Source organism: Marilutibacter aestuarii, assembly GCF_006546775.1.
Lineage (GTDB): Bacteria > Pseudomonadota > Gammaproteobacteria > Xanthomonadales > Xanthomonadaceae > Marilutibacter > Marilutibacter aestuarii.
This window is the reverse complement of record NZ_VICE01000128.1, coordinates 18,139-36,739: the sequence shown is the minus strand read 5'-3', so window position 1 is coordinate 36,739 and position 18,601 is coordinate 18,139. Positions and strand designations below refer to the sequence as shown.

The following is an 18,601-nucleotide window of genomic DNA, read 5'->3' as shown; positions in this document are numbered from 1 at the left end:
GCCGCCCCGGACTGCCGCTGCAGGGTGCGCAGCCGCTCGAGCGCAAGGCTCATGCGCGGCGATCCCAAGGCAGGGAGGCCGGCCGTGGCGTCATGCCGGCGCTCCATGGCCGACGTCCGCCGGCGACATGGATGGCGCGGGTACCAGCAGTTCGAGCACGCGCAGGGCCAGCGCCTTCGGCGTCGCGGAGCGGCCGCCGGTGCCTCCCGAGCCTTGCGTGGCCTCGTCGGTGGCGAGAATGGGGCCAACGCAGGCGGGGCACCCGGCACTGCACTCGCAGGCCGCGACCAGTTCGCTGGCGCGATGCACCAGTTCGCGCTGGCGCGTCCATAGCGGCTCGCTCAGCCCCACGCCGCCGGGGAAGTTGTCGTACAGGTAGACAGTGGGGACGAAGCGCGCCTCGTCCTCGATGTCGCGCGGCTGGCCATCCAGTCCGCGGACCTGGCCGCGGCCGCCGCCGTCGGCCGTCGCCGACCACGCACCGTCGCCATTGCCCACCGCGCGCTGCAGGTCGCGCGCATCGGCCATCACCGCCACGCTCGCGACCAGGTGCAGGGCGTGCGCGGCGCCGAGGAAGCCATCCAGCGCCTCCTGTCGGGACGCGAACCAGGCCAGCAGGACCGGCTGCGGCACCTGCCACCACGCGGCCGTGGTGTGCAGTTCCTGGTCGGGCAGGTTGACCGGCCCGTAACCGATGTTCTCGTGGGTGTAATACCGGATCTTCTTGTAGCCCGACACCCGGCGCACCACGTGCACTTCGCCGTGCTGCGCTTCGCCGCGGCCCGCGCCTTCGCGATCGAAGCGCTCGAGGACCTTCAGCCGGGTGTAGTCGATCGCATCGGTGTAGTAGTCGACGTGGGTCCGGGTGACATAGGCCTTGCGTCCTTCCCAGTCGAGGCGCTCGACCTGGTAGGGCGTGCTCTGGACCATGTGGATCGCGCCCTCGTAGAGGGTCAGCGCGGCGGCGGAATAGTCCACCTCGGCGATGATGCGCTGGCGACCGTCGGTGCGGTCGACGACGACGAAGTTGCCGTCGGCGACCGAGCGCAGCGAGACCGCGTTGGCCGGATAGCTGTCGGCGATCCACTCCCAGCGGTCGCCCTCGCGATGCACCACGCCCGACTCGGCCAGTGCCTCCAGGTACAGCCCGGGCTCGACCGGGCCATGCGACTCGCCGGCCTCGAAGGGCAACTCGAAGGCCGCGCAGCGGATGTGGTCGAACAGGATCAGCGGCTGGTCGGGCGCGATGCGCGCATGCTCGGGCGTGGCGTCGCCGAAGAACTCGGGATGGCGGACCACGTACTGGTCCAGCGGTTGCGAGCTGGCGACCATGACCCCGAGCGAGGGCTTCTGCCGGCGTCCGGCACGGCCGAAGCGCTGCCAGGTCGCGGCGACGCTGCCCGGATAGCCGTTGAGCACGACCACGTCCAGGCTGCCGATGTCCACGCCCAGTTCGAGCGCCGAGGTACTGACGATGCCGTCGACTTGGCCGTCGCGCATGTCGCGTTCCGCCGCGCGGCGTTCGGTGGGCAGGTAGCCGCCGCGGTACGCGCGGATGCGCGCCGGCTTGCGGGGATCGGCATCGAACACGTCCTTGAGGTACTTGGTCAGCACCTCGACCATCGTCCTGGACTGCGCGAAGACCAGGGTCTTGAGGCCGGCCTTGATCGCAATGCGGGCGATCCGGTTGCTCTGCGAACGCGCCGAGGCGCGCAGGCCGAGGTCCGGGTTCACCACCGGGGGGTTCCACAGCAGCACGTGCTTGTCGCCGCTCGGCGCACCGGAGCGCTCGATGGACGTCACCGGCGCCTCGATCAGGGCCTGTGCGTGTTGGCGCGGATTGCCGATCGTCGCCGAGCACAGGATGAACTGCGGCGATGCGCCGTAGAACGCGCAGATGCGCTTGAGCCGGCGCAGCACGTTGGTGACGTGGCTGCCGAACACGCCGCGGTAGGTATGGATCTCGTCGATCACCACGTAGCGCAGGTTCTCGAAGAACTGCGCCCACTTGGTGTGGTGCGGCAGGATCGCCTGGTGGAGCATGTCCGGGTTGCTGACCACGATGTCGCCATGCAGGCGGATCGCCTGGCGCGCGTCGCCCGGCGTGTCGCCATCGAAGGTGAAGGCCTTCAGGCCGAGCTCGCCGGCGCGGCTGAGATCGAGCAGCTCGGCCACCTGGTCCTGGGCCAGCGCCTTGGTCGGGAACAGGAACAGTGCTTTCGACGAAGCGCCGGTGGAGCGGGCCTCGATCGCTGCCGCCGCGACCGGCAGCGTGTAGCACAGCGACTTGCCCGAGGCGGTCGGGGTGACCACGGCCACGTGCTCGCCACGGCGGGCGGCGTCCCAGGCCTCGGCCTGGTGGCTGTAGAGGCGGTCGATCCCGCGCCCGCGCAGTGCCGCCGCCAGGCCGGGCGGCAGGTCCGCCGGCAATGGGGCGTAGTCGCCCTCGCGACCGGGAATCGTGAACTGGCCGGTGATGCGCTCGTGGTACCGGCGCGCGAGGCGGCGGGTCAGCATGCCGCCGTCGCCGGTGCGCTTTTCCGGCGGCATGCCGGCCGGCGTGTCGAGCAGGCCGCCCTCGTCGCCCGTGCGATGTCGCACCATGGCCTGTCCCATCGTGTCTGCCTCCCGTCGGTGTCCCGACCCGTGATGGGTGCAGTGGGCCAGAGCGACGTCTCAGCCGGTGAGACTGGCGGTGGCCTTCTTCAAGCGAGTTCCGGCGAGCGGTTCGCGACCTCCGGTTCGCAAAGAAGGGGTGACGCGCGTCAACCCCGAAATGTGATTTCGTGGGCCGCTCGACAGTTGGCCCAACCACCTTCCGTCTCGGCGCTCGCCCTGGGTGGCCCGCGCTCCGGCATCGCAAATCCATGATTCGGTTGCCTTTTCACGGAAAAGTCAAAAGTCCGTCATGACGGTGTCGTGATGCGCTGATGCGGAGCGGCGACGTGGCGCCTTAGGGTCGGGGCTCCCCCCTGCCTGTCGGCGAGGCTGCCCGGGCCCCCTGTCCATCCAAGGATTGTCGTAGGAGTACCCTGCATGTCCCCTGTGAAATCGAACGCCCCGCGCCTGCTGTCACTGGCGATCGCTACCGCCATCTCCGGATTCTCGTTGTCCGCGGTCGCGGCAACGCCGTCCCAGGGAACCGGCACCGCCGACACCTCCGCCTCCGCCGCCTTCAGCGAATGGCATGGCGAACCCCTGCCCGAGCAGGCGCGGCGTGGCGACGACTGGCCCTGGCTGATCTCCCTGAAAGACGAGCCGACGTCCGCCGCCTCACCTGCCGAAGTCGATCGTGACGCCAAGGGGCGCGTGTTGGCCAAGGGCGACCGAACGCGGGCCTATGCGGGCCGCCTTCGCCAGCAGCACGCACAGATGCTGGTCCGGGCGCAGGGCCGCCTGCGTCGCGGCGGACGGCCGGTGAAGCCGCTGATGGAGTTCGTCCACGCCGCGAATGGCGTCGTCGTCGGGCTTACCCTGGACGAAGTGAAAGCGATCAAGGCGATGCCCGAGGTCGCCTCGGTCGAGCCGCTACGCTTCGAGGAGGTCACCTCCGACGATGGTCCCGCCCTCATCGGCGCGCCGGACGTCTGGCAGGGCGGCGGTCGCCCGCATTGGCCGTTGCCGCCGTGGTTGGGGCATTTCGAGAACCTGATGGACCAACTGACCGGCGGACAGTCGGGCCAGTGGGGCAATGGCTGGGGTGGGGACCACCCCTATCCGTGGCCGATGCCCGGTAAACCTTCGAATCGCGGCGAAGGCGTGGTGGTCGGCATCATCGACACCGGCCTGAACTACGACAGCCCGTCGTTCGCCTCGACGGACATGTACTCCTACCGCCGCAAGAACCCGCTCGGCCGGGGCAACTACCTGGGCATGTGCGCGGATCCGGGCGACTCCGGCTGGACACCCCGCTGCAACGACAAGGTGATTGGTGCCTACGATCTCATCGCGCCGATCTGGGACGCGATCCTGGAGGTCTACCCGAACGCGAAGGACTTCCCGGGCGGGGACGATGAAGGCGGACACGGCTCGCATACCGCCAGCACCGCCGCCGGCAACGCGGTACGTTACCAGGTGCCGAATGGCCCGAACATCGAACTCTCGGGCGTCGCGCCGCGTTCCAACATCGTGATCTACAACGCCTGCTTCAGTCCGTTTGGCACGGGTGGCGGCACCTGTCCTACGTTCTCGACCACCGCGGCCGTCGAACAAGCGATCGAGGACGGTGTGGTCGATGTCCTCAACTATTCCATCTCCGGTGGCACCAGGCCCTGGGAGGAGTCGATCTCCAAGGCGTTCCTGAACGCCACCGAGGCAGGCATCGTTGTCGTCGCCGCTGCCGGCAACGACGGCCCCGGCCTCGGTACCACCAACCACGCCGAGCCCTGGGTGACCACGGTTGCAGCCAGTACGCACCGCCGTTCGCACTGGGGTCATCCGGCGACGCTCCTGGTTGATGGCAAGTCCATCGGCCGCACCGCCACCCTCTCCGGCGTCGCCCTGGACGCGCCGCTGGACGTGCCGCTCGTGTACGACGCCGCCAACCCGCTGCACTGCACGCGTCCCAGTGCCGCGACCGAAAAGTATGCGGGCCAGGCGGTGGTGATCAAGCGCGACATGGACGGCACCTGTACCCTGCGCAGCCAGATCAGCAACACATTGCGCGATGGCGCGACGGCGGTCCTTGTCGCGAACCAGGCCGAGGGCGAATTCATGCCCCTGGTCGGCGCCACCAACGCTCCGGTCGCGGCGCTGGCCCCGGCCCTTTCCACCCAGGTATTCGAGCAGCTCGCCGCGGGCAGGCAGGTGCGGATCGATTTCGAAGCCAAGCGCAAGGCAGTGCCATGGAAGCCGGACCAGGTCGCTGATTTTTCCTCGCGTGGCCCGAGCCCCGTGCTTGGCACGCTGAAGCCCGACATCGCCGCGCCCGGCGTGGCCATCATGGCAGCCTATGCCAACACCCCGGATGCATTCGGGGACAAGGCCTATGGCCTGCTCAGCGGCACCTCGATGGCGGCGCCGCACGTCGCGGGCGCCGCCGCCCTGCTGCGCCAGATGCATCCGGACTGGACACCTTCGGAAATCAAGTCCGCGATGATGCTGACCGCCGAGCAGAACATGACGCTCATGCCCGATGGCCTGCAGCCGGCCGGGCAATACCATCGTGGCTCGGGCCGCCTGCAGGTGGACGCCGCGGCCAACGCGGGCCTGGTCATGGACGAGTCGGTGGAGAACTACCTCAATGCCGATCCGGCACTCGAAGGCAATGCGCAACACCTCAACGTGCCGAGCCTGGCCGCTGACAGCTGCGTCGGCACCTGTACGTTCACCCGTTACTTCCGCAGCACCGCCAGGCACGCGGTCACCTGGCGTGCCAGTCTGTCGGGCGAGCTGCGTGGCAGCATCCAGCCTGCGGTGTTCACGGTGAAGCCGGGCAGCGTGCAGGAGGTGTCCTTCACGCTTGACGTCGAAGAGGCGGCCCGTGGACAGCGTGACGAAGGCCGACTCACCTTGACGCCGATCCAGGGCAGGAGGGGCGAACGACCGATGGGGCCGCTGTCGCTGCCATTGTCCACGTTCGTCGACCCACCGAAGATCGCAGTCGACGTTCCGGCAACCGGCCTGAACGCGAGCGTGGCCAGCGGCAAGACCACCACGCTGCAGCTGGAGGTCAGCAACCTGGGCAACGCGGGGCTCGACTGGAACATCGTCGAGGGCCTACCGGAAATGCCCCTCATCGACCAGGGGCCGGACTACACCTATGTCGCCAACAGCAGCACGTTCCCCGACGCAGCCGATATCACCAAGGATCGCTACGGCATCTACGTGGCTGACGACATGCACTTCGACAAGACCACCCGTATCCGTTCGCTGACCAGCCATGGCTACCTGACCTACAACTTCTCACAGCAATGGACCGGACCGTTGTCGGAGCGGGTGCAGTCGGTGACGTTCGCCATCTACGCCGATGACGGTGGCAAGCCTTCGAGCTACCCGCCGCCGCCGGGCGAGACCGCCGACGAGCCCCTCTGGAGCCACACCGGCGTCCCGGGGCAGTCAGGTATCAGCAACGGGCCCTTCGATCTCACCTTGGATATCGATGCTGCCGGTGACGCGCTGGAACTGCCGCCCGGCCGCTACTGGCTCTCGGTCTATGCCCGGCCCCTCTTCACCAGTGGATCCTGGCGCCAGTTCCTGAACGAGCAGCAGAATGGACATCCGAGCAAGATATTGTTCAACCACGACTTCATCGCCGGCGTGAATGGAATGCCCGTGCAGGAGTGGGTGTCCATCGAGGACTCACTGCCAGGCAAGCACAGCGCGGCGATGAGCGTGGGGGCCGATGTCCAGTGCGGCGCCAGCTGGCTGACGGTGTCACCGGGTAGTCGCACGATGGCGGCGGGCGAACGCATGACGGTCGCGGTCCAGCTCTCGGCGGCAGACCTGCCGCCACAGGCACCGGGTGACGCGCCGCTGGAAACCACGATCTGCATGAAGAGCAACGACAGCACGCGTGAAGTGATCCTGCTGCCAGTGAAGCTGCAGGTGAGGTAAATCGGAACCATCGCGGCACGCGCTTGTCGTCATAGGGCCGGTCAGCACGCGGATGCTGGCCGGCCTTCAGCGTGCATGGGCCTGCCGCGGGCGGGCCCGGTGATATGCTCGAACGCGTCTTCATTCGTCGGCAATGCGTCTCCTGGCCATGGCCCCACAGTTCCGTTTCGGCGACTACCTGCTCGATCCCGCCAAGCGCGAGCTTCGCCATCAAGACATGCCGGTGGCCGTCCCGCCCAAAGCCTTCGATTGCCTGGTCTACCTGGTCGTGCACAGGGAACGCGCCGTGGGTCGCGACGAGCTCATCGCGGCGGTGTGGGAGCGGGTGGAAATCACCGATGCCCTCCTTGGGCAGACCCTGCTGCGCGCGCGCCGCGCCGTGGGCGATAGCGGCAAATCCCAGCATGCCATCCTGACCGTACCGCGATTTGGCTACCGCTGGGTGGCAGAGATCGAAGTGCTGGAGGAGGAAATCGAGGCGCCTGCCACGCAGGACATAGCACCGCCCGGGCCCGCACCCTCGCAGTCCACCCCGCTGGCAGCACATGGCAGCGTGCACGCGTCGATGGAACCCGCCATCCGCGAGGCGCGACCCAGCATCGCAACCCGTATTGCCCCCGTTGACGCCGCGCCGGCAACTGGCGGGACGGCACGGCGACCTTGGCGGACAGTAGCCCTGTTGGGTGTCCTGATGGTCGTGGCGCTCGTGGTCCTGGTGGTCTGGCGGCAGCGCGATACCGGGGTCGCGACACAGGCGCCGGGATCGGCATCGGAGAAATCGTTGGTGCTGGTGATGCCGGCGACCCTCGATGGTGTCGACGTGGCCGATGCGTGGATGGAACTGGGGGTCATGGATTTCGTATCCAGCCGCCTGCATACGTCTGGCGGCATGAATGTCGTTCCCCAGGAGCAGGTAACGGAATGGCTGCGCAGCCAGGATGATCTCGCCAGTGGAGCGCAAGCCTTCGAACGCCTGCGTGAGGTCACGGGCGCTTCGCGCATCGTACAGCCCGAAGTCGAACGACTCGCCGCGGGCTGGGAGGTGCGCCTGGCAGACACCCATGGGGGCGAGGTGCGGACATGGTCGGGACGTGGCGCCGCACCCCTCGAGGCGGCGGCACAGGCGGTCCACGCCATGCTCGTCGATCGGGGCGGTGACGGGGGCCATGTGCCCACCCAGCTTGCCGAATGGGTGCAGCGGATCGACGCCAGCCTCCTGGCCGGCGACCTCGCGAGCGCCCGTCGCTTTGTCGACACCACGCCCGAGGCATGGCGCTCGCGTCCCGAACTGCGCCTGCGGATGGCGAGGCTGGATTACCTGCGCGGCGAAACAGAAAGTGCTCTGTCGGACTATCAGGCATTGACCGGTTCGGTCGACCCGCTGCCGCCCGCCATCCGTGGCGAGGCCTTGTTGGGCGTGGGTCGGATCCACATGCGCGGCAGCAACTTCGACGACGCCGAAGCGCGCTTCAGCGATGCGGTGGACGTGCTGCTTCCAACCGGGAACGACGTGCTGGTCGGGCGTGCGTACACCGGACTGGGTGTGGCGAGGGCGGCGCAGGGTCAGTACCAGGACGCGCTGGCAGCGCTTGGCCAGGCGCGACAGCACTACGAAGACGGTGGCGACCGGCTGGGCGTGGCACGCGTCAATGCCAATCTCGGTGAGATCGAATTCCGTCGCGGGCAACCGGAGAACGCAGTACGCGAGTACCAGCTCGCACTCAATGTCATGGAGCAATACGGCGAGCGCAGCGACACATTCGTGGTGCAGGCCAACATGGCCGGCGCGCATCTGGCCAACCTGGATCCGGCTGCGGCCCTGGCGACGACCGCTCGCGCCTGGCAGGGGATACAGGACAGCGACAATCCGCAACTGCGATCGCGCATTGGCGACATCCATGCCGAAGCGCTGCTCGCCACTGGCAGGACCAGTGAAGCTGCCAGCGTGCTGGCCACGCTGGATGCATGGCACCAGCTGCATCCAGAGGCCGCGCCGCGTGCCGAGCACAGGCGCCTGCTCGTCCGCGTGCTCTACGGGTTGCAGGCCGGTTATCTCGACGAAGCACAGGCCTGGACGCAGGCCCTGATGACGGCCCTGCGCGACAGCTATTCCAGTGATGAAGACGATCTGGCGACACGCCTGGGTATCGCCTTGACGATGTTGGCCTCGATGTCCCGCGATACGGACGCCTTGGGCGAGGTGCACGATATCGTCACTGCCCATGTCGGCGAGGATGCCTCGCTTGCTGCCATCGCGCAGGCCCACCAGTCATGGTTGGCGGGTGACATCGAGGCGGCCGGCTCCAAGCTGGAACGGGCCGCGGCCACGGCGGAACGGGACGGGGGCCGTGCCCTGCTGATGCATGTCACCACCCTCCAGGGCAGCCTGGCCCTCGGGTCCGCGGACGATGCGCGCCAGTCGGTGCTCGACGAACGCCTGGCACCTTTCGCCGAACGCGTCTATCGCGCCGCATGGACGCGCTTCCAGTTGAGGCGTGCGATGGGGGACTCGTCCACCAGTGCCCGACTGAAGCTGCAGGTCAGGCGCCTGGCAGGAGAGCGCGATGTGGATCGCGTGCCGGCCGGCCTCATGATCCAACCAGAGGCCATCGCGGATCGCGCCACGCGTTGACGACGAGCGGGGCCAACCCGGCTTGCGCGCACAGTCTCATCCCGGCCTGGGTGCCTCCTCGGCCACGGGCGAGGGCGCCTGTGCAGGGACTTCGGCGGGTATCGCGACGGCCTTCGCGCTCTCGTCCTTCGGCAGCATCCTCGCCTCGCGCCATCTGCCCCAGCGGTAGTACGCCATCGACATCAGCATCGCGCAGACCGCGCTGGCCGGGAAGCTCCACCAGATCGCATCGACGCCGACGTGGGGCTGCAGCATGTTCGCGAACGGGATGCGAATGCCCCATAGCGCGATGCCCAGGATCACCAGCGGTGGGGTCACCGCGCCGGTCGCCCGGACCACGCCGGAGATGACGAAGGTGACGCCGAAGAACAGGAACGACCACACGGCGATGTGGTTGAGGTGGCGTGCCACCGGCAGGGCGGCGCTGCCCTCGGGAATGAACAGCGACAATGTCGCGTGGTCGAACAGGATCAGCGGCGCGATCAACGCGCCGGTCATCAGGAAGTTGAAGATGACGCCCGTGCGCGTGGTGGCCTCGACGCGCTCCCAATGGCCCGCGCCGACGTTCTGCGCGGCCATCGTCGAGCAGGCCGCGCCGATCGCCATCGCCGGCATCTGCACGTAGGTCCACAGTTGCAGGGCGGCGCCGTAGGCCGCGGTGGTGTGGACGCCGTACTCGTTGACCATGCTGATCATGGCGATCATCGCCGCCGAGATCAGGATCATCTGCAGGCTCATCGGCACGCCCTTGACCACCAGCGTCTTGAGGATGGTCCAGTCGGGCCGGTACAGGCCACGCTCGTGGCGGCTGATCCACAGCGGATGGCGGCGGTGACGCAGCCAGGCAAGCATGGCCACGAGCGACAGGCCGTTGGCGACGAAGGTCGCCGTCGCCGCCCCGGCGATCCCCATGCGCGGGAAGGGGCCGATGCCGAACAGCAGCAGCGGATTGAGCACGATGTCCAGCAGCACCACCAGCAGCAGGAACACGAAGGGCGTGCGGGTGTCGCCGGCGCCGCGCAGGATCGCCGTCAGGAATGCGAACAGGTAGATGAAGGGCACCGCCATGAAGATGATCTTCAGGTAGGCGTCGGCGAACGGCAGCGCGCCGGCGGGCGTGTCCATCCACTTGAGCAGGTGGTGCGAGAACGGCAGGCCGAGCGCGGCGACCACGATCGAGACGCTGAAGAAGAACGTGGCGGCGGTGCCGATCACGCGCTTGGCCAGCACGGTGTCGCGGCGGCCCATCGCCTGTCCGACCAGGATGGTGGCCGCCATGCCCAGGCCGAACACCGCGCCGATCAGGAAGAACAGGATGTTGTTCGCGTTGGCGGTCGCGGTCAGCGCCTCCTCGCCGAGGAAGCGGCCCACCCAGACCGCGTTGACCGAGCCGTTGAGCGATTGCAGCACGTTGCCGCCGAGGATCGGCAGGGCGAACACGAACAGGGTGGAGGCGATCAGGCCGTCGGTCAGGTCGCGCGGTTTCATCGGCGCAGGGTACGCCCGGGGTGTCGGCGGGGCGCGAACGCGGGCGACCCCGGGGCCGCGGGGCGTTCGGGCACGCGCGGCGTTTGCCTGCGGTTCACCGGAATTGCACGCGGCCGTGACTGGCGTGCAGGCAGACTACGCCCATGTCATCGGTCATCCGCCCCACGCCAACGCCCTCGCCCGCCCCGGTCGCCGGAGCGTGGCGGGCGCTGTTGGCCTGGCTGGGCGAGGGGGCCTGGATGCTCGGTGCGTTCATCCTGGCCGTGGCACTGGTCGCGCTCTTCGTGCTGGTGGTGGAGCTGCCAACGATCGAGGGCGCGTTCGGCGACGCGCTGACCACGCCCGTCAACCTGACGCGCATCGCGGTGCTCGCGAGCGCCGCGTGGCTGTGGTCCTACATCCACCGCGCGATCCGGCAGGTGCCGGCCCGGACGGACCGGCCTTGAACCGCTGATCCTCGCTCGCTTCCGTCCGTCCCGCGCAACCCGGCCGCGCCTTCCCCTTCCCTCATTCCCCCTCACGACCCGCGACGGGACCGCCGCGGGTCGTCGGGCCGCCCTCAGTTGCGGATCTGCACGTCGTCGACGTAGACATTGACGTCATAGGACGTCTGCGCGCGCTCGAGCCAGATGGCGTCCAGTTTCACCGTGCCGGCAGTGATCGCGCCGTTGCCGCCGACCCAGGCATTCCACTGCGCGGCGTCGGTCAGCGACCAGGACACGTAGGTCCAGGTGTTGGCCGCCAGGGTGCGCGTGGTCGAACGCTCGGTGCCGTCGCTGTCGTCGATGCCGACCCCGACCTTCATCCCGCTGCCGCCGGCGTAGACCCAGAACCCGATCTTGCCGTTGGCGCGGGTCAGGGCGGTGTTGCTGCCGGGATTGCCGGCGCCCGACAACAGGCGCACCGACCAGTTGGCGCTGCTGGAGGCGTTGTCCTTGAGCAGCACGCGCAGGGCGCAACTGCCGTTCTTGCGCGTGCTGCACGTGCGGGTCGCGCTCGAGGCGGTGGAAATGCCGCGGGTGCTGCCCGAGTACGTGGGACTGGTGGTGAAGTGGCCCACGCTGCTCTCGAAGCGGTCCAGGTATTTCGTGGTGCCGCCGCTGCCCGGGTTGAGCAGGGTGTAGTAGCGCCGCCAGTCCCAGTTGATCCCCGGGTCGGTGTGGGTCTGGCTGCTGTAGTGCTGGTGGCCCTTGACGTCGATGGAGGTCGAGAGCACGACCACGCCGCTGTGCGCGGGTCCGTTGTAGGCGTTCGCGCAGCTGATCGCCGAGTACTTGCTGCAGAAGCTGCGCACCAGGGCCGCGGAGCTGTTGTACATCGCGGTGGTGTACCAGGAACTGTTGTTGACGTAGCCCTCGTGCTCGATGCCCAGGGTGGTGCCGTTGTGGACGCCGACGTGGTGGGCGCCATTGGCGTTGCGTACCATCTGCGTGACCTGGCCGTCGGAACTGCGGATCACGTAGTGCGCGCTGACGCTGTAGGGGTTGCTCTTGAACCAGTTGATGGTGCCCGCGTAGCTGCCCTGGGCCGTGTGGATGGTCACCGAGCTGTAGCTGCTGCGCGAGCGGTAGTACGGCGAGGGCACCCACAGCGCGGGACCGTAGTCGGTGCTCTGGATGCCGACGTCGGTCGCCGCCGGCGCGAGCTTGCCGCCACCGGCCCCGGGCTCGCCGCCCCCGGCATCGCTGCGCTGCAGCGTCTCGCTCAGCGGGTCGACGCGGTAGGGCCCCAGGTCGATGCGGTCGCGCGCGGCGTCGAGCCGCAGCATCGGGGCGCGCAACATCACCAGCTGGTCCGGTTCGAACGCTGCCTCCCAGGCGATGGCGCGCTCGGGGACCACGATCCCGCGATCGTTGACGCCGCGATCCTGCGCGAGCAGGACGTCGTAGGCGAAACTGGTGCGTGCGTAGTCGCCGGCGGCGCTGGCGCGCGCGGCGTCGGCGGGCGAGGACGAGAAGCCGGCGTAGCGCATCAGCGCCGGACGGATCCGTTCCGGGGCGACGCCGCGGCTGGCCACCGGTTTGCCGCCTGCGCGTGCGAGCTCCGGCGCACCGAGGTCGCGCCGGATCTCCCGGTCGAGCAGGGCGGCGGCGCCGAGGATGTTCAGGCGCGCATCGCGCATGACCTGGGTGCGCTCCACGCCCAGCAGGTGCGCGGCTTCGCCCACCTGGTCGGCGAAGCCTTCGCCGGCGTAGAGGCCCATGACGCCGTGGGCGAAGGGCATGTGCAGGTGGCGTTCGCCCTGCGAGTCGGCCGCCTCGGGTTGTAGCTGCATCCAGCGGCTCTGCACGTAGGCGATGGCTTCCAGCGTGCCGGCGGGAATCGCCGGATAGCGCGCGTAGGCCTGGCGGAAATACCCCTGGAACGCGATCCGCTGCGGTCGCAGGGCGGCCTCCTCGGCGGCAAGGCGTCGCTGCATGGCGGCGTCGGCGGGCGCGGCGGGGTCGCTTGCGGCCGGTGCCGCGATCGCGGCCGGGGTGCAGAACGCGGCGCCCAGCGAGGTGGCGAGCACGGTGGCGGCGAAGGTGATGCGTCTGTTCATCGTGACTGGACTCCCTGTCTGAAATCTCCCCTGCCCGGCGTTTCTACCCCGCCTGCGGGACAATCAGGGCGACAGCGCAGACCGCGTGTGGGCAATCTGTGACCGGGGTCGTTCCCCTGACGGATTTGCGGACCATGGCCCGCCGCCCCATGACGCGCTGCGTCGAGACTCTGCGACACGCTGGCGTATGGTGGGCGGTGACCGGGGCCAACCGCGCGTCGCCGCGACCCCCCTCCCGACCCCTTCCGAACCCGTCCATGACCGACAAACCCTTCGCACCGTCCTGCGAGCGCAACCGCGACGCGATCCTGCCCGTCCTGCGCCGGCATTTCGCCGGGGCGCGGCACGTGCTCGAGATCGGCAGCGGCACCGGCCAGCATGCAGTGCATTTCGCCGCCGCGATGCCGTGGCTGCAGTGGCAGTGCACCGATCGTGCCGATGCGCTCCCCGGGATCGCACAGTGGCTCGACGAGGCCGGCCTGCCGAACACGCCGCCGGCGCGGGAACTGGCCGCCGTCGTGGCCCCCGTGCCCGGCCTCTACCCGCCGCTGCCGGCGCCGGCGGAAAGCCCCGGGGGGCATGATGCGGTCTTCACCGCCAACACCCTGCACATCATGGGCTGGCCCGAGGTGGAAGCCTGCTTCGCCGGCCTGGGTGCCCTGATGACTGCCGACGCGGCCGTCGTGGCCTACGGGCCGTTCAATCGCGATGGGCGTTTCACCAGTCCGAGCAATGCCGCCTTCGACGACTGGTTGAAGGCGCGCGACCCGCGCTCGGGCATCCGCGATTTCGAGGCGGTCGACGCACTGGCGCGCGCGGTGGGACTGGTCCTGCTCGAAGACGTCGAGATGCCCGCCCACAACCGCTGCCTGGCCTGGCGGCGCCAGCGGTGACGGTGCCGTAACGGGGGCGGGGGGTACCATCGGACCCGCATGATCGCGACGGTGCCTGCCTCGGCGCCCGCGGTCGCGGTTCCGAAACGGGGAGAGTGCAGTGGTTTTCCGTGTATCCGTCGCCTTGCTGACGCTGCTGGTGCTGGCCGGCGTCCTGGCGCCGGAGGCCTTCGGCGCCCTGAGCGCCCGGGTCCAGCTCGCGACGCTGTCCGGGGCCGGCTGGCTGTACCTGGTGATCGTGTTCGGCGTGCTCGTCTTCCTGGCCTACCTCGCCTTCGGCCGCCTGGGCCGCCTGCGGATCGGCGGCCATGACGCCGAGCCCGAGTTCTCCCGCGGCTCGTGGTTCGCGATGCTGTTTTCCGCCGGCATGGGCATCGGCCTGGTGTTCTGGGGCGCGGCCGAGCCGCTGTCGCATTTCCAGCGGCCCCCGGAAGGCATCACGCCGGAAACCAACGCCGCCGCGCGCGCGGCGATGCGCTACGTGTTCTTCCACTGGGGCCTGCATCCCTGGGCGATCTATGCGCTGATGGGCCTGGCGATGGCCTGGTTCCAGTTCAACCGCAAGGCGCGAGGACTGGTCAGCGACCTGGTCGAGCCCTTGTTCGGCCGCCACGTGCGCGGACCGGCCGGCCAGGCGATCGACGTCCTCGCCGTGGTCGCCACCGCGGTCGGCGTCGCCACGACGCTGGGCTTCGGCGCGACCCAGATCACCGCCGGACTGGGCCATGTCACCCGCATCCCGGCCACGCTGGGCACCCAGCTGTCGGTGATCGCCGTGGCCTTCGTGCTCTACATGGCGTCCAGCGCGACCGGCCTGCAGCGCGGCATCAAGTGGTTGTCCAACCTCAACCTGGCCATCGCCACCCTCCTGCTCGCCTTCGTCGTCGTGCTCGGTCCGACCGCCTTCATCTTCGAGACCCTGACCACCACGCTCGGCAGCTACCTGAACCTGTTGCCTTCGATGAGCCTGCGGATGACGCCGTTCTCGCAGCGCGCCTGGGTCGGCGACTGGACCATCTTCTACTGGGCCTGGTGGATCGCCTGGGCGCCCTTCGTCGGCGCCTTCTTCGCCAAGATCTCCTACGGCCGCACGGTGCGCGAGTTCCTGCTCGGCGTGGTCTGCGCGCCGGCGATGGTGAGCTTCCTGTGGTTCTCCGGCTTCGGCGGCACCGTGCTGCACGCGGAGATGTTCGATCATGCCGACCTGCTCTCGGCGCTGGCGCGCGGCTACCAGAACGTCCTGTTCGCGATGACCGACCTGTTGCCGATGGCGACCGTGCTGGCCTGGGTCGCGATCATCCTGCTGATGAGCTTCTTCGTGACATCGGCCGACTCGGCGACCCTGGTGCTGGCGAGCATGTCCAGCGAGAGCGCCGAGGAGCCGCCCCTGTCGCGGCGCATCACCTGGGGCGTGCTGCAGGCGGCGGTGGCGACCGCGCTGCTCGCCGCCGGCGGGCTGGAGGCGCTGCAGGCGGTGGTCATCGTCGCGGCACTGCCGTTCGCCTTGCTGATGGTGCTGGTGGTCGTCTCCCTGCACCGCGTGCTTTCGGCCGACATGCGCGCCTGGGACCTGGAGGCACGCGAGCTCTACCGGGCCGAAAAGCGCTGGCTGGAGCGCGAGCGCGGCACGGCCAGCGCCACGGACGGCGACACGACCTGAGGTCGCCGGTACCCGCCCGCGGTGTGAGCGCTGCGTGCATGGCAGTGGTCCAGGCGGACGCCATGTCCCGGCCATATGCGCAAGGGATCCAGCCTCGGCGCCAGGGGGCGAAGTGCCGGTACAACCTCGCCCGCACCTCCGGGGACGTGCGCAATCCCGAGGCGAACCTGAGCATCACCAACGCCAACAATCCCGGCGGCGTCGACCTGCCCGACGACACCCTCGCCCAGGGCGCGCAGACGATCTACACCATCACCGTCGCCAACGCGGGCCCCGACGCGGCGGACGGCGCCGTCGTCCAGAACCCGGCCCCGACCGGGCTGACCTGCACCACCGCCAGTTGCGGCAATGCCAGCGGCGGCGCGGTTTGCCCGGCGGCCACCGGCGCCGCACTGGTGAGCGCGCTCGCCGCCGGCGTGGCGATCCCCACGCTGCCGGCGAACAGCTCGATCGCGTTCGAACTGACCTGCACGGTCGATTGATCCCCGGCCGCGGCTTGGGTCCAATGGCAGGGGCGGTGCCACCGCGCGCGCCGGTAGCATGGCCGGTCCGTCGAGCTGCCTGGAGCCCGTTGATGCGTCGTGCCGCCGTACCGCTGTCGCTTGCCCTCGTTTCCGCCCTCGCCCTGTCCCTGCCGGGGGTCGCGTCCGCCCAGGCGCCCGCGCCCGCCGTCGACTGGGGCACGCCCGCATCGCCCGGACAGGCCTGGCCCGGCACGATCGCGCTGACGGTCGACGCCACCGACACCGCGCGCCGCGTCTTCCACGTGCGCCAGTCGATCCCGGTCTCGCCCGGGCCGTTGACGCTGCTGTTCCCCAAGTGGATCCCCGGCAAGCATCGCGCCGACGGTCCAATCCACAAGCTTGCCGGCCTGCGCATCCGCGGCAACGGCCGGCCGCTGCACTGGACCCGCGACCCGGGCGAGGTCTTCGCCTTCATGCTCGAGGTGCCCGAAGGCGTGGCGTCGCTGGACGTCGAGTTCGACATGCTCACGCCCACCTCGGAGGCCCAGGGCCGGGTGGTCATGACCTCGGACATGCTCAACCTGCAATGGAACACGGTCGCGCTGTACCCGGCCAACCACGCGGCCGACCGCATCCGCTTCGCGCCCACCCTGGTCCTGCCGCCCGGCTGGCAGGCCGGGACCGCGCTGGAACTGCAGGCGCGCAGCGGCGACACGTTGCGCTACGGCGAGGTCGATTTCGAGACCCTGCAGGACTCGCCGGTGTTCGCCGGCCGCCACTTCCGCCGGGTCGACCTGGACCCGGGCGCAAGGCAACCGGTCCACCTGGACATCGTGGCCGACGCGCCGCGCTACCTGGAAGCCAGCGACGCGCAGTTGAAGGCGCATCGCGCGCTGGTCCAGCAGGCCTACCGGCTGTTCGGCTCGCGGCACTTCGACCACTACGACTTCCTGTTCTCGCTCTCCGACCGCATGGGCGGCATCGGCCTGGAGCACCACCGCTCCAGCGAGAATGGCGTGGCGCCGGGCTATTTCACCGACTGGGACGCCCAAGTCGCTTCGCGCGACCTGCTCCCGCACGAGTTCGTGCACTCCTGGAACGGCAAGTTCCGCCGCCCCGAAGGCCTGGCCACGCCGAACTTCCAGGTGCCGATGCGCGACGAGCTGCTCTGGGTCTACGAAGGGCAGACCCAGTACTGGGGCATGGTGCTCGCGGCGCGCTCGGGGCTGTGGAGCCGAGACGACGCGATGGCCCAGCTGGCCCTGGTCGCCGCCACCTACGCCGTCGACCGACCCGGCCTGGACTGGCGCAGCGTGCTCGACACCACCCACGATCCGATCATCGCCATGCGCCGCCCCCAGCCCTGGCGCAGCTACCAGCTCAGCGAGGACTACTACAACGCCGGGGCGCTGGTGTGGCTGTCGGTCGACGCCAAGCTGCGCGAGCTGAGCAAGGAGCGGCGCTCGCTGGACGACTTCGCCGAGGCGTTCTTCGGCGGCGACGACGGCCATTGGGAGGTCAAGCCCTACGACTTCGACGACGTCGTCGCGACCCTGGAGGGCGTGGCGAGCTTCGACTGGGCGACGTTCCTGCGCAGCCGGATCGAGGCCCACCGCCCGCCGCTGGACGGCCTGGAGGCCGCGGGCTGGCGCCTGGCCTACCGCGATACGCCGAGCCCCTTCCACAAGGCGCTGCTGGCCCAGCGCAAGCTGGCCGACTACACCGCCTCGATCGGGTTGGCTGTGCGGCTCGAGGACGCGGTCGTCTCCGGCGTGCGCTGGGACGGCCCGGCGTTCGACGCCGGCATCACCGAGGGCGCGATCCTGCTCGCGGTGAACGGCTACGCCTTCGAACCGGCGCTGCTCGACGATGCGATCAAGGCCGCGCAGGCCGGCGGGCCGCTGGTCGAGCTCGTCGTCAAGCACGGTGACGTGGTCAAGACGGTGGCCGTCGACTACCGCGAAGGCCTCAAGTATCCGCACCTGGAGCGCATCCCCGGCCGTACCGACCGCCTGGCCGACATCCTCAAGCCGCTCTGATTCCGTCCCGCCGTCCACGGCTGCTTCGCAGGGTGGGTAGCGCCAAAGGCGAAACCCACCGTCGCACCCGCACGCGATAAGAATGATGGGTTTTGCTTCGCGCTACCCATCCTACGGTCGCTAGGACCCCCCCAGACCGTCATCCCAGCGAACGCTGGGATCCAGTTCTTGGGCGCCTGCGCGGACAACGAACCGCATTCGGGTTTCGATGCACCTCGACCTCGCGTGTCGTGTCGATGGCTGGCCGTTACCTGTCCGGAAGGCTGGATCCCAGCGTTCGCTGGGATGACGGAGCGCGGGTTCCGCGAGACAGTGTTCTCTTCGCAAG

The 18,601-nt window shown here is 69.2% G+C and carries 10 protein-coding genes; 7 read left to right on the top strand and 3 right to left on the bottom strand.

Translation table 11 applies throughout. The features are described from left to right. Positions 1 to 90: 90 nt before the first annotated feature. Complete coding sequence (locus FKV25_RS13295) at positions 91 to 2,616, bottom strand: DEAD/DEAH box helicase (protein ID WP_425462633.1); 2,526 nt, start codon at positions 2,614 to 2,616, stop codon at positions 91 to 93. A 429-nt stretch (positions 2,617 to 3,045) separates the two neighbouring features. Between FKV25_RS13295 and FKV25_RS13290 the strand changes: the two genes are divergently transcribed. Next, positions 3,046 to 6,555 carry a S8 family serine peptidase gene (locus FKV25_RS13290; protein WP_170218641.1) on the top strand — a complete coding sequence of 1,170 codons (3,510 nt, stop codon included), beginning with the start codon at positions 3,046 to 3,048 and terminating at the stop codon, positions 6,553 to 6,555. A gap of 148 nt (positions 6,556 to 6,703) precedes the next feature. Then, the gene (locus tag FKV25_RS13285) at positions 6,704 to 9,187 is read left to right on the top strand and encodes a tetratricopeptide repeat protein (RefSeq protein WP_170218640.1); all 2,484 of its coding nucleotides are present in this window, start codon (positions 6,704 to 6,706) and stop codon (positions 9,185 to 9,187) included. Between the two features lie 36 nt (positions 9,188 to 9,223). On the opposite strand, the gene FKV25_RS13280 is transcribed toward FKV25_RS13285, so the two are convergent. Beyond that, positions 9,224 to 10,675 (bottom strand): MATE family efflux transporter, encoded by a 1,452-nt coding sequence (locus FKV25_RS13280; protein ID WP_141519276.1) that lies wholly within the window; start codon positions 10,673 to 10,675, stop codon positions 9,224 to 9,226. Between the two features lie 143 nt (positions 10,676 to 10,818). Here FKV25_RS13280 and FKV25_RS13275 point away from each other — a divergent pair, with 143 nt between their 5' ends. Continuing rightward, the gene (locus FKV25_RS13275) at positions 10,819 to 11,121 is read left to right on the top strand and encodes a hypothetical protein (RefSeq protein WP_141519275.1); all 303 of its coding nucleotides are present in this window, start codon (positions 10,819 to 10,821) and stop codon (positions 11,119 to 11,121) included. A 113-nt stretch (positions 11,122 to 11,234) separates the two neighbouring features. On the opposite strand, the gene FKV25_RS16390 is transcribed toward FKV25_RS13275, so the two are convergent. Next, positions 11,235 to 13,217 (bottom strand): N-acetylmuramoyl-L-alanine amidase, encoded by a 1,983-nt coding sequence (locus FKV25_RS16390; protein WP_211345441.1) that lies wholly within the window; start codon positions 13,215 to 13,217, stop codon positions 11,235 to 11,237. 257 nt (positions 13,218 to 13,474) lie between these two features. Here FKV25_RS16390 and FKV25_RS13265 point away from each other — a divergent pair, with 257 nt between their 5' ends. From FKV25_RS13265 to FKV25_RS13250, 4 genes are all read left to right on the top strand, one after another. Next, the gene (locus tag FKV25_RS13265; protein WP_141519274.1) at positions 13,475 to 14,110 is read left to right on the top strand and encodes a DUF938 domain-containing protein; all 636 of its coding nucleotides are present in this window, start codon (positions 13,475 to 13,477) and stop codon (positions 14,108 to 14,110) included. Positions 14,111 to 14,210: 100 nt separating this feature from the next. After that, positions 14,211 to 15,770, top strand: coding sequence for a BCCT family transporter (locus FKV25_RS13260; RefSeq protein ID WP_141519273.1), 1,560 nt, complete (start codon positions 14,211 to 14,213; stop codon positions 15,768 to 15,770). Between the two features lie 62 nt (positions 15,771 to 15,832). After that, positions 15,833 to 16,252, top strand: a complete 420-nt coding sequence (locus FKV25_RS13255; protein ID WP_170218639.1) for a DUF11 domain-containing protein — start codon at positions 15,833 to 15,835, stop codon at positions 16,250 to 16,252. Positions 16,253 to 16,344: 92 nt separating this feature from the next. Further along, positions 16,345 to 18,273 carry a M61 family metallopeptidase gene (locus tag FKV25_RS13250; RefSeq protein ID WP_141519271.1) on the top strand — a complete coding sequence of 643 codons (1,929 nt, stop codon included), beginning with the start codon at positions 16,345 to 16,347 and terminating at the stop codon, positions 18,271 to 18,273. Positions 18,274 to 18,601 lie beyond the last annotated feature (328 nt).

Bases quoted from the DNA above. Each gene is read 5' to 3' on its own strand.
- FKV25_RS13275 (WP_141519275.1), top strand. From the start codon at position 10,819: ATGTCATCGGTCATCCGCCCCACGCCAACGCCCTCGCCCGCCCCGGTC.
- FKV25_RS13265 (WP_141519274.1), top strand. From the start codon at position 13,475: ATGACCGACAAACCCTTCGCACCGTCCTGCGAGCGCAACCGCGACGCG.
- FKV25_RS13250 (WP_141519271.1), top strand. From the start codon at position 16,345: ATGCGTCGTGCCGCCGTACCGCTGTCGCTTGCCCTCGTTTCCGCCCTC.
- FKV25_RS13295 (WP_425462633.1), bottom strand. From the start codon at position 2,616: ATGGGACAGGCCATGGTGCGACATCGCACGGGCGACGAGGGCGGCCTG.
- FKV25_RS13285 (WP_170218640.1), top strand. From the start codon at position 6,704: ATGGCCCCACAGTTCCGTTTCGGCGACTACCTGCTCGATCCCGCCAAG.
- FKV25_RS16390 (WP_211345441.1), bottom strand. From the start codon at position 13,217: ATGAACAGACGCATCACCTTCGCCGCCACCGTGCTCGCCACCTCGCTG.
- FKV25_RS13280 (WP_141519276.1), bottom strand. From the start codon at position 10,675: ATGAAACCGCGCGACCTGACCGACGGCCTGATCGCCTCCACCCTGTTC.
- FKV25_RS13255 (WP_170218639.1), top strand. From the start codon at position 15,833: ATGTCCCGGCCATATGCGCAAGGGATCCAGCCTCGGCGCCAGGGGGCG.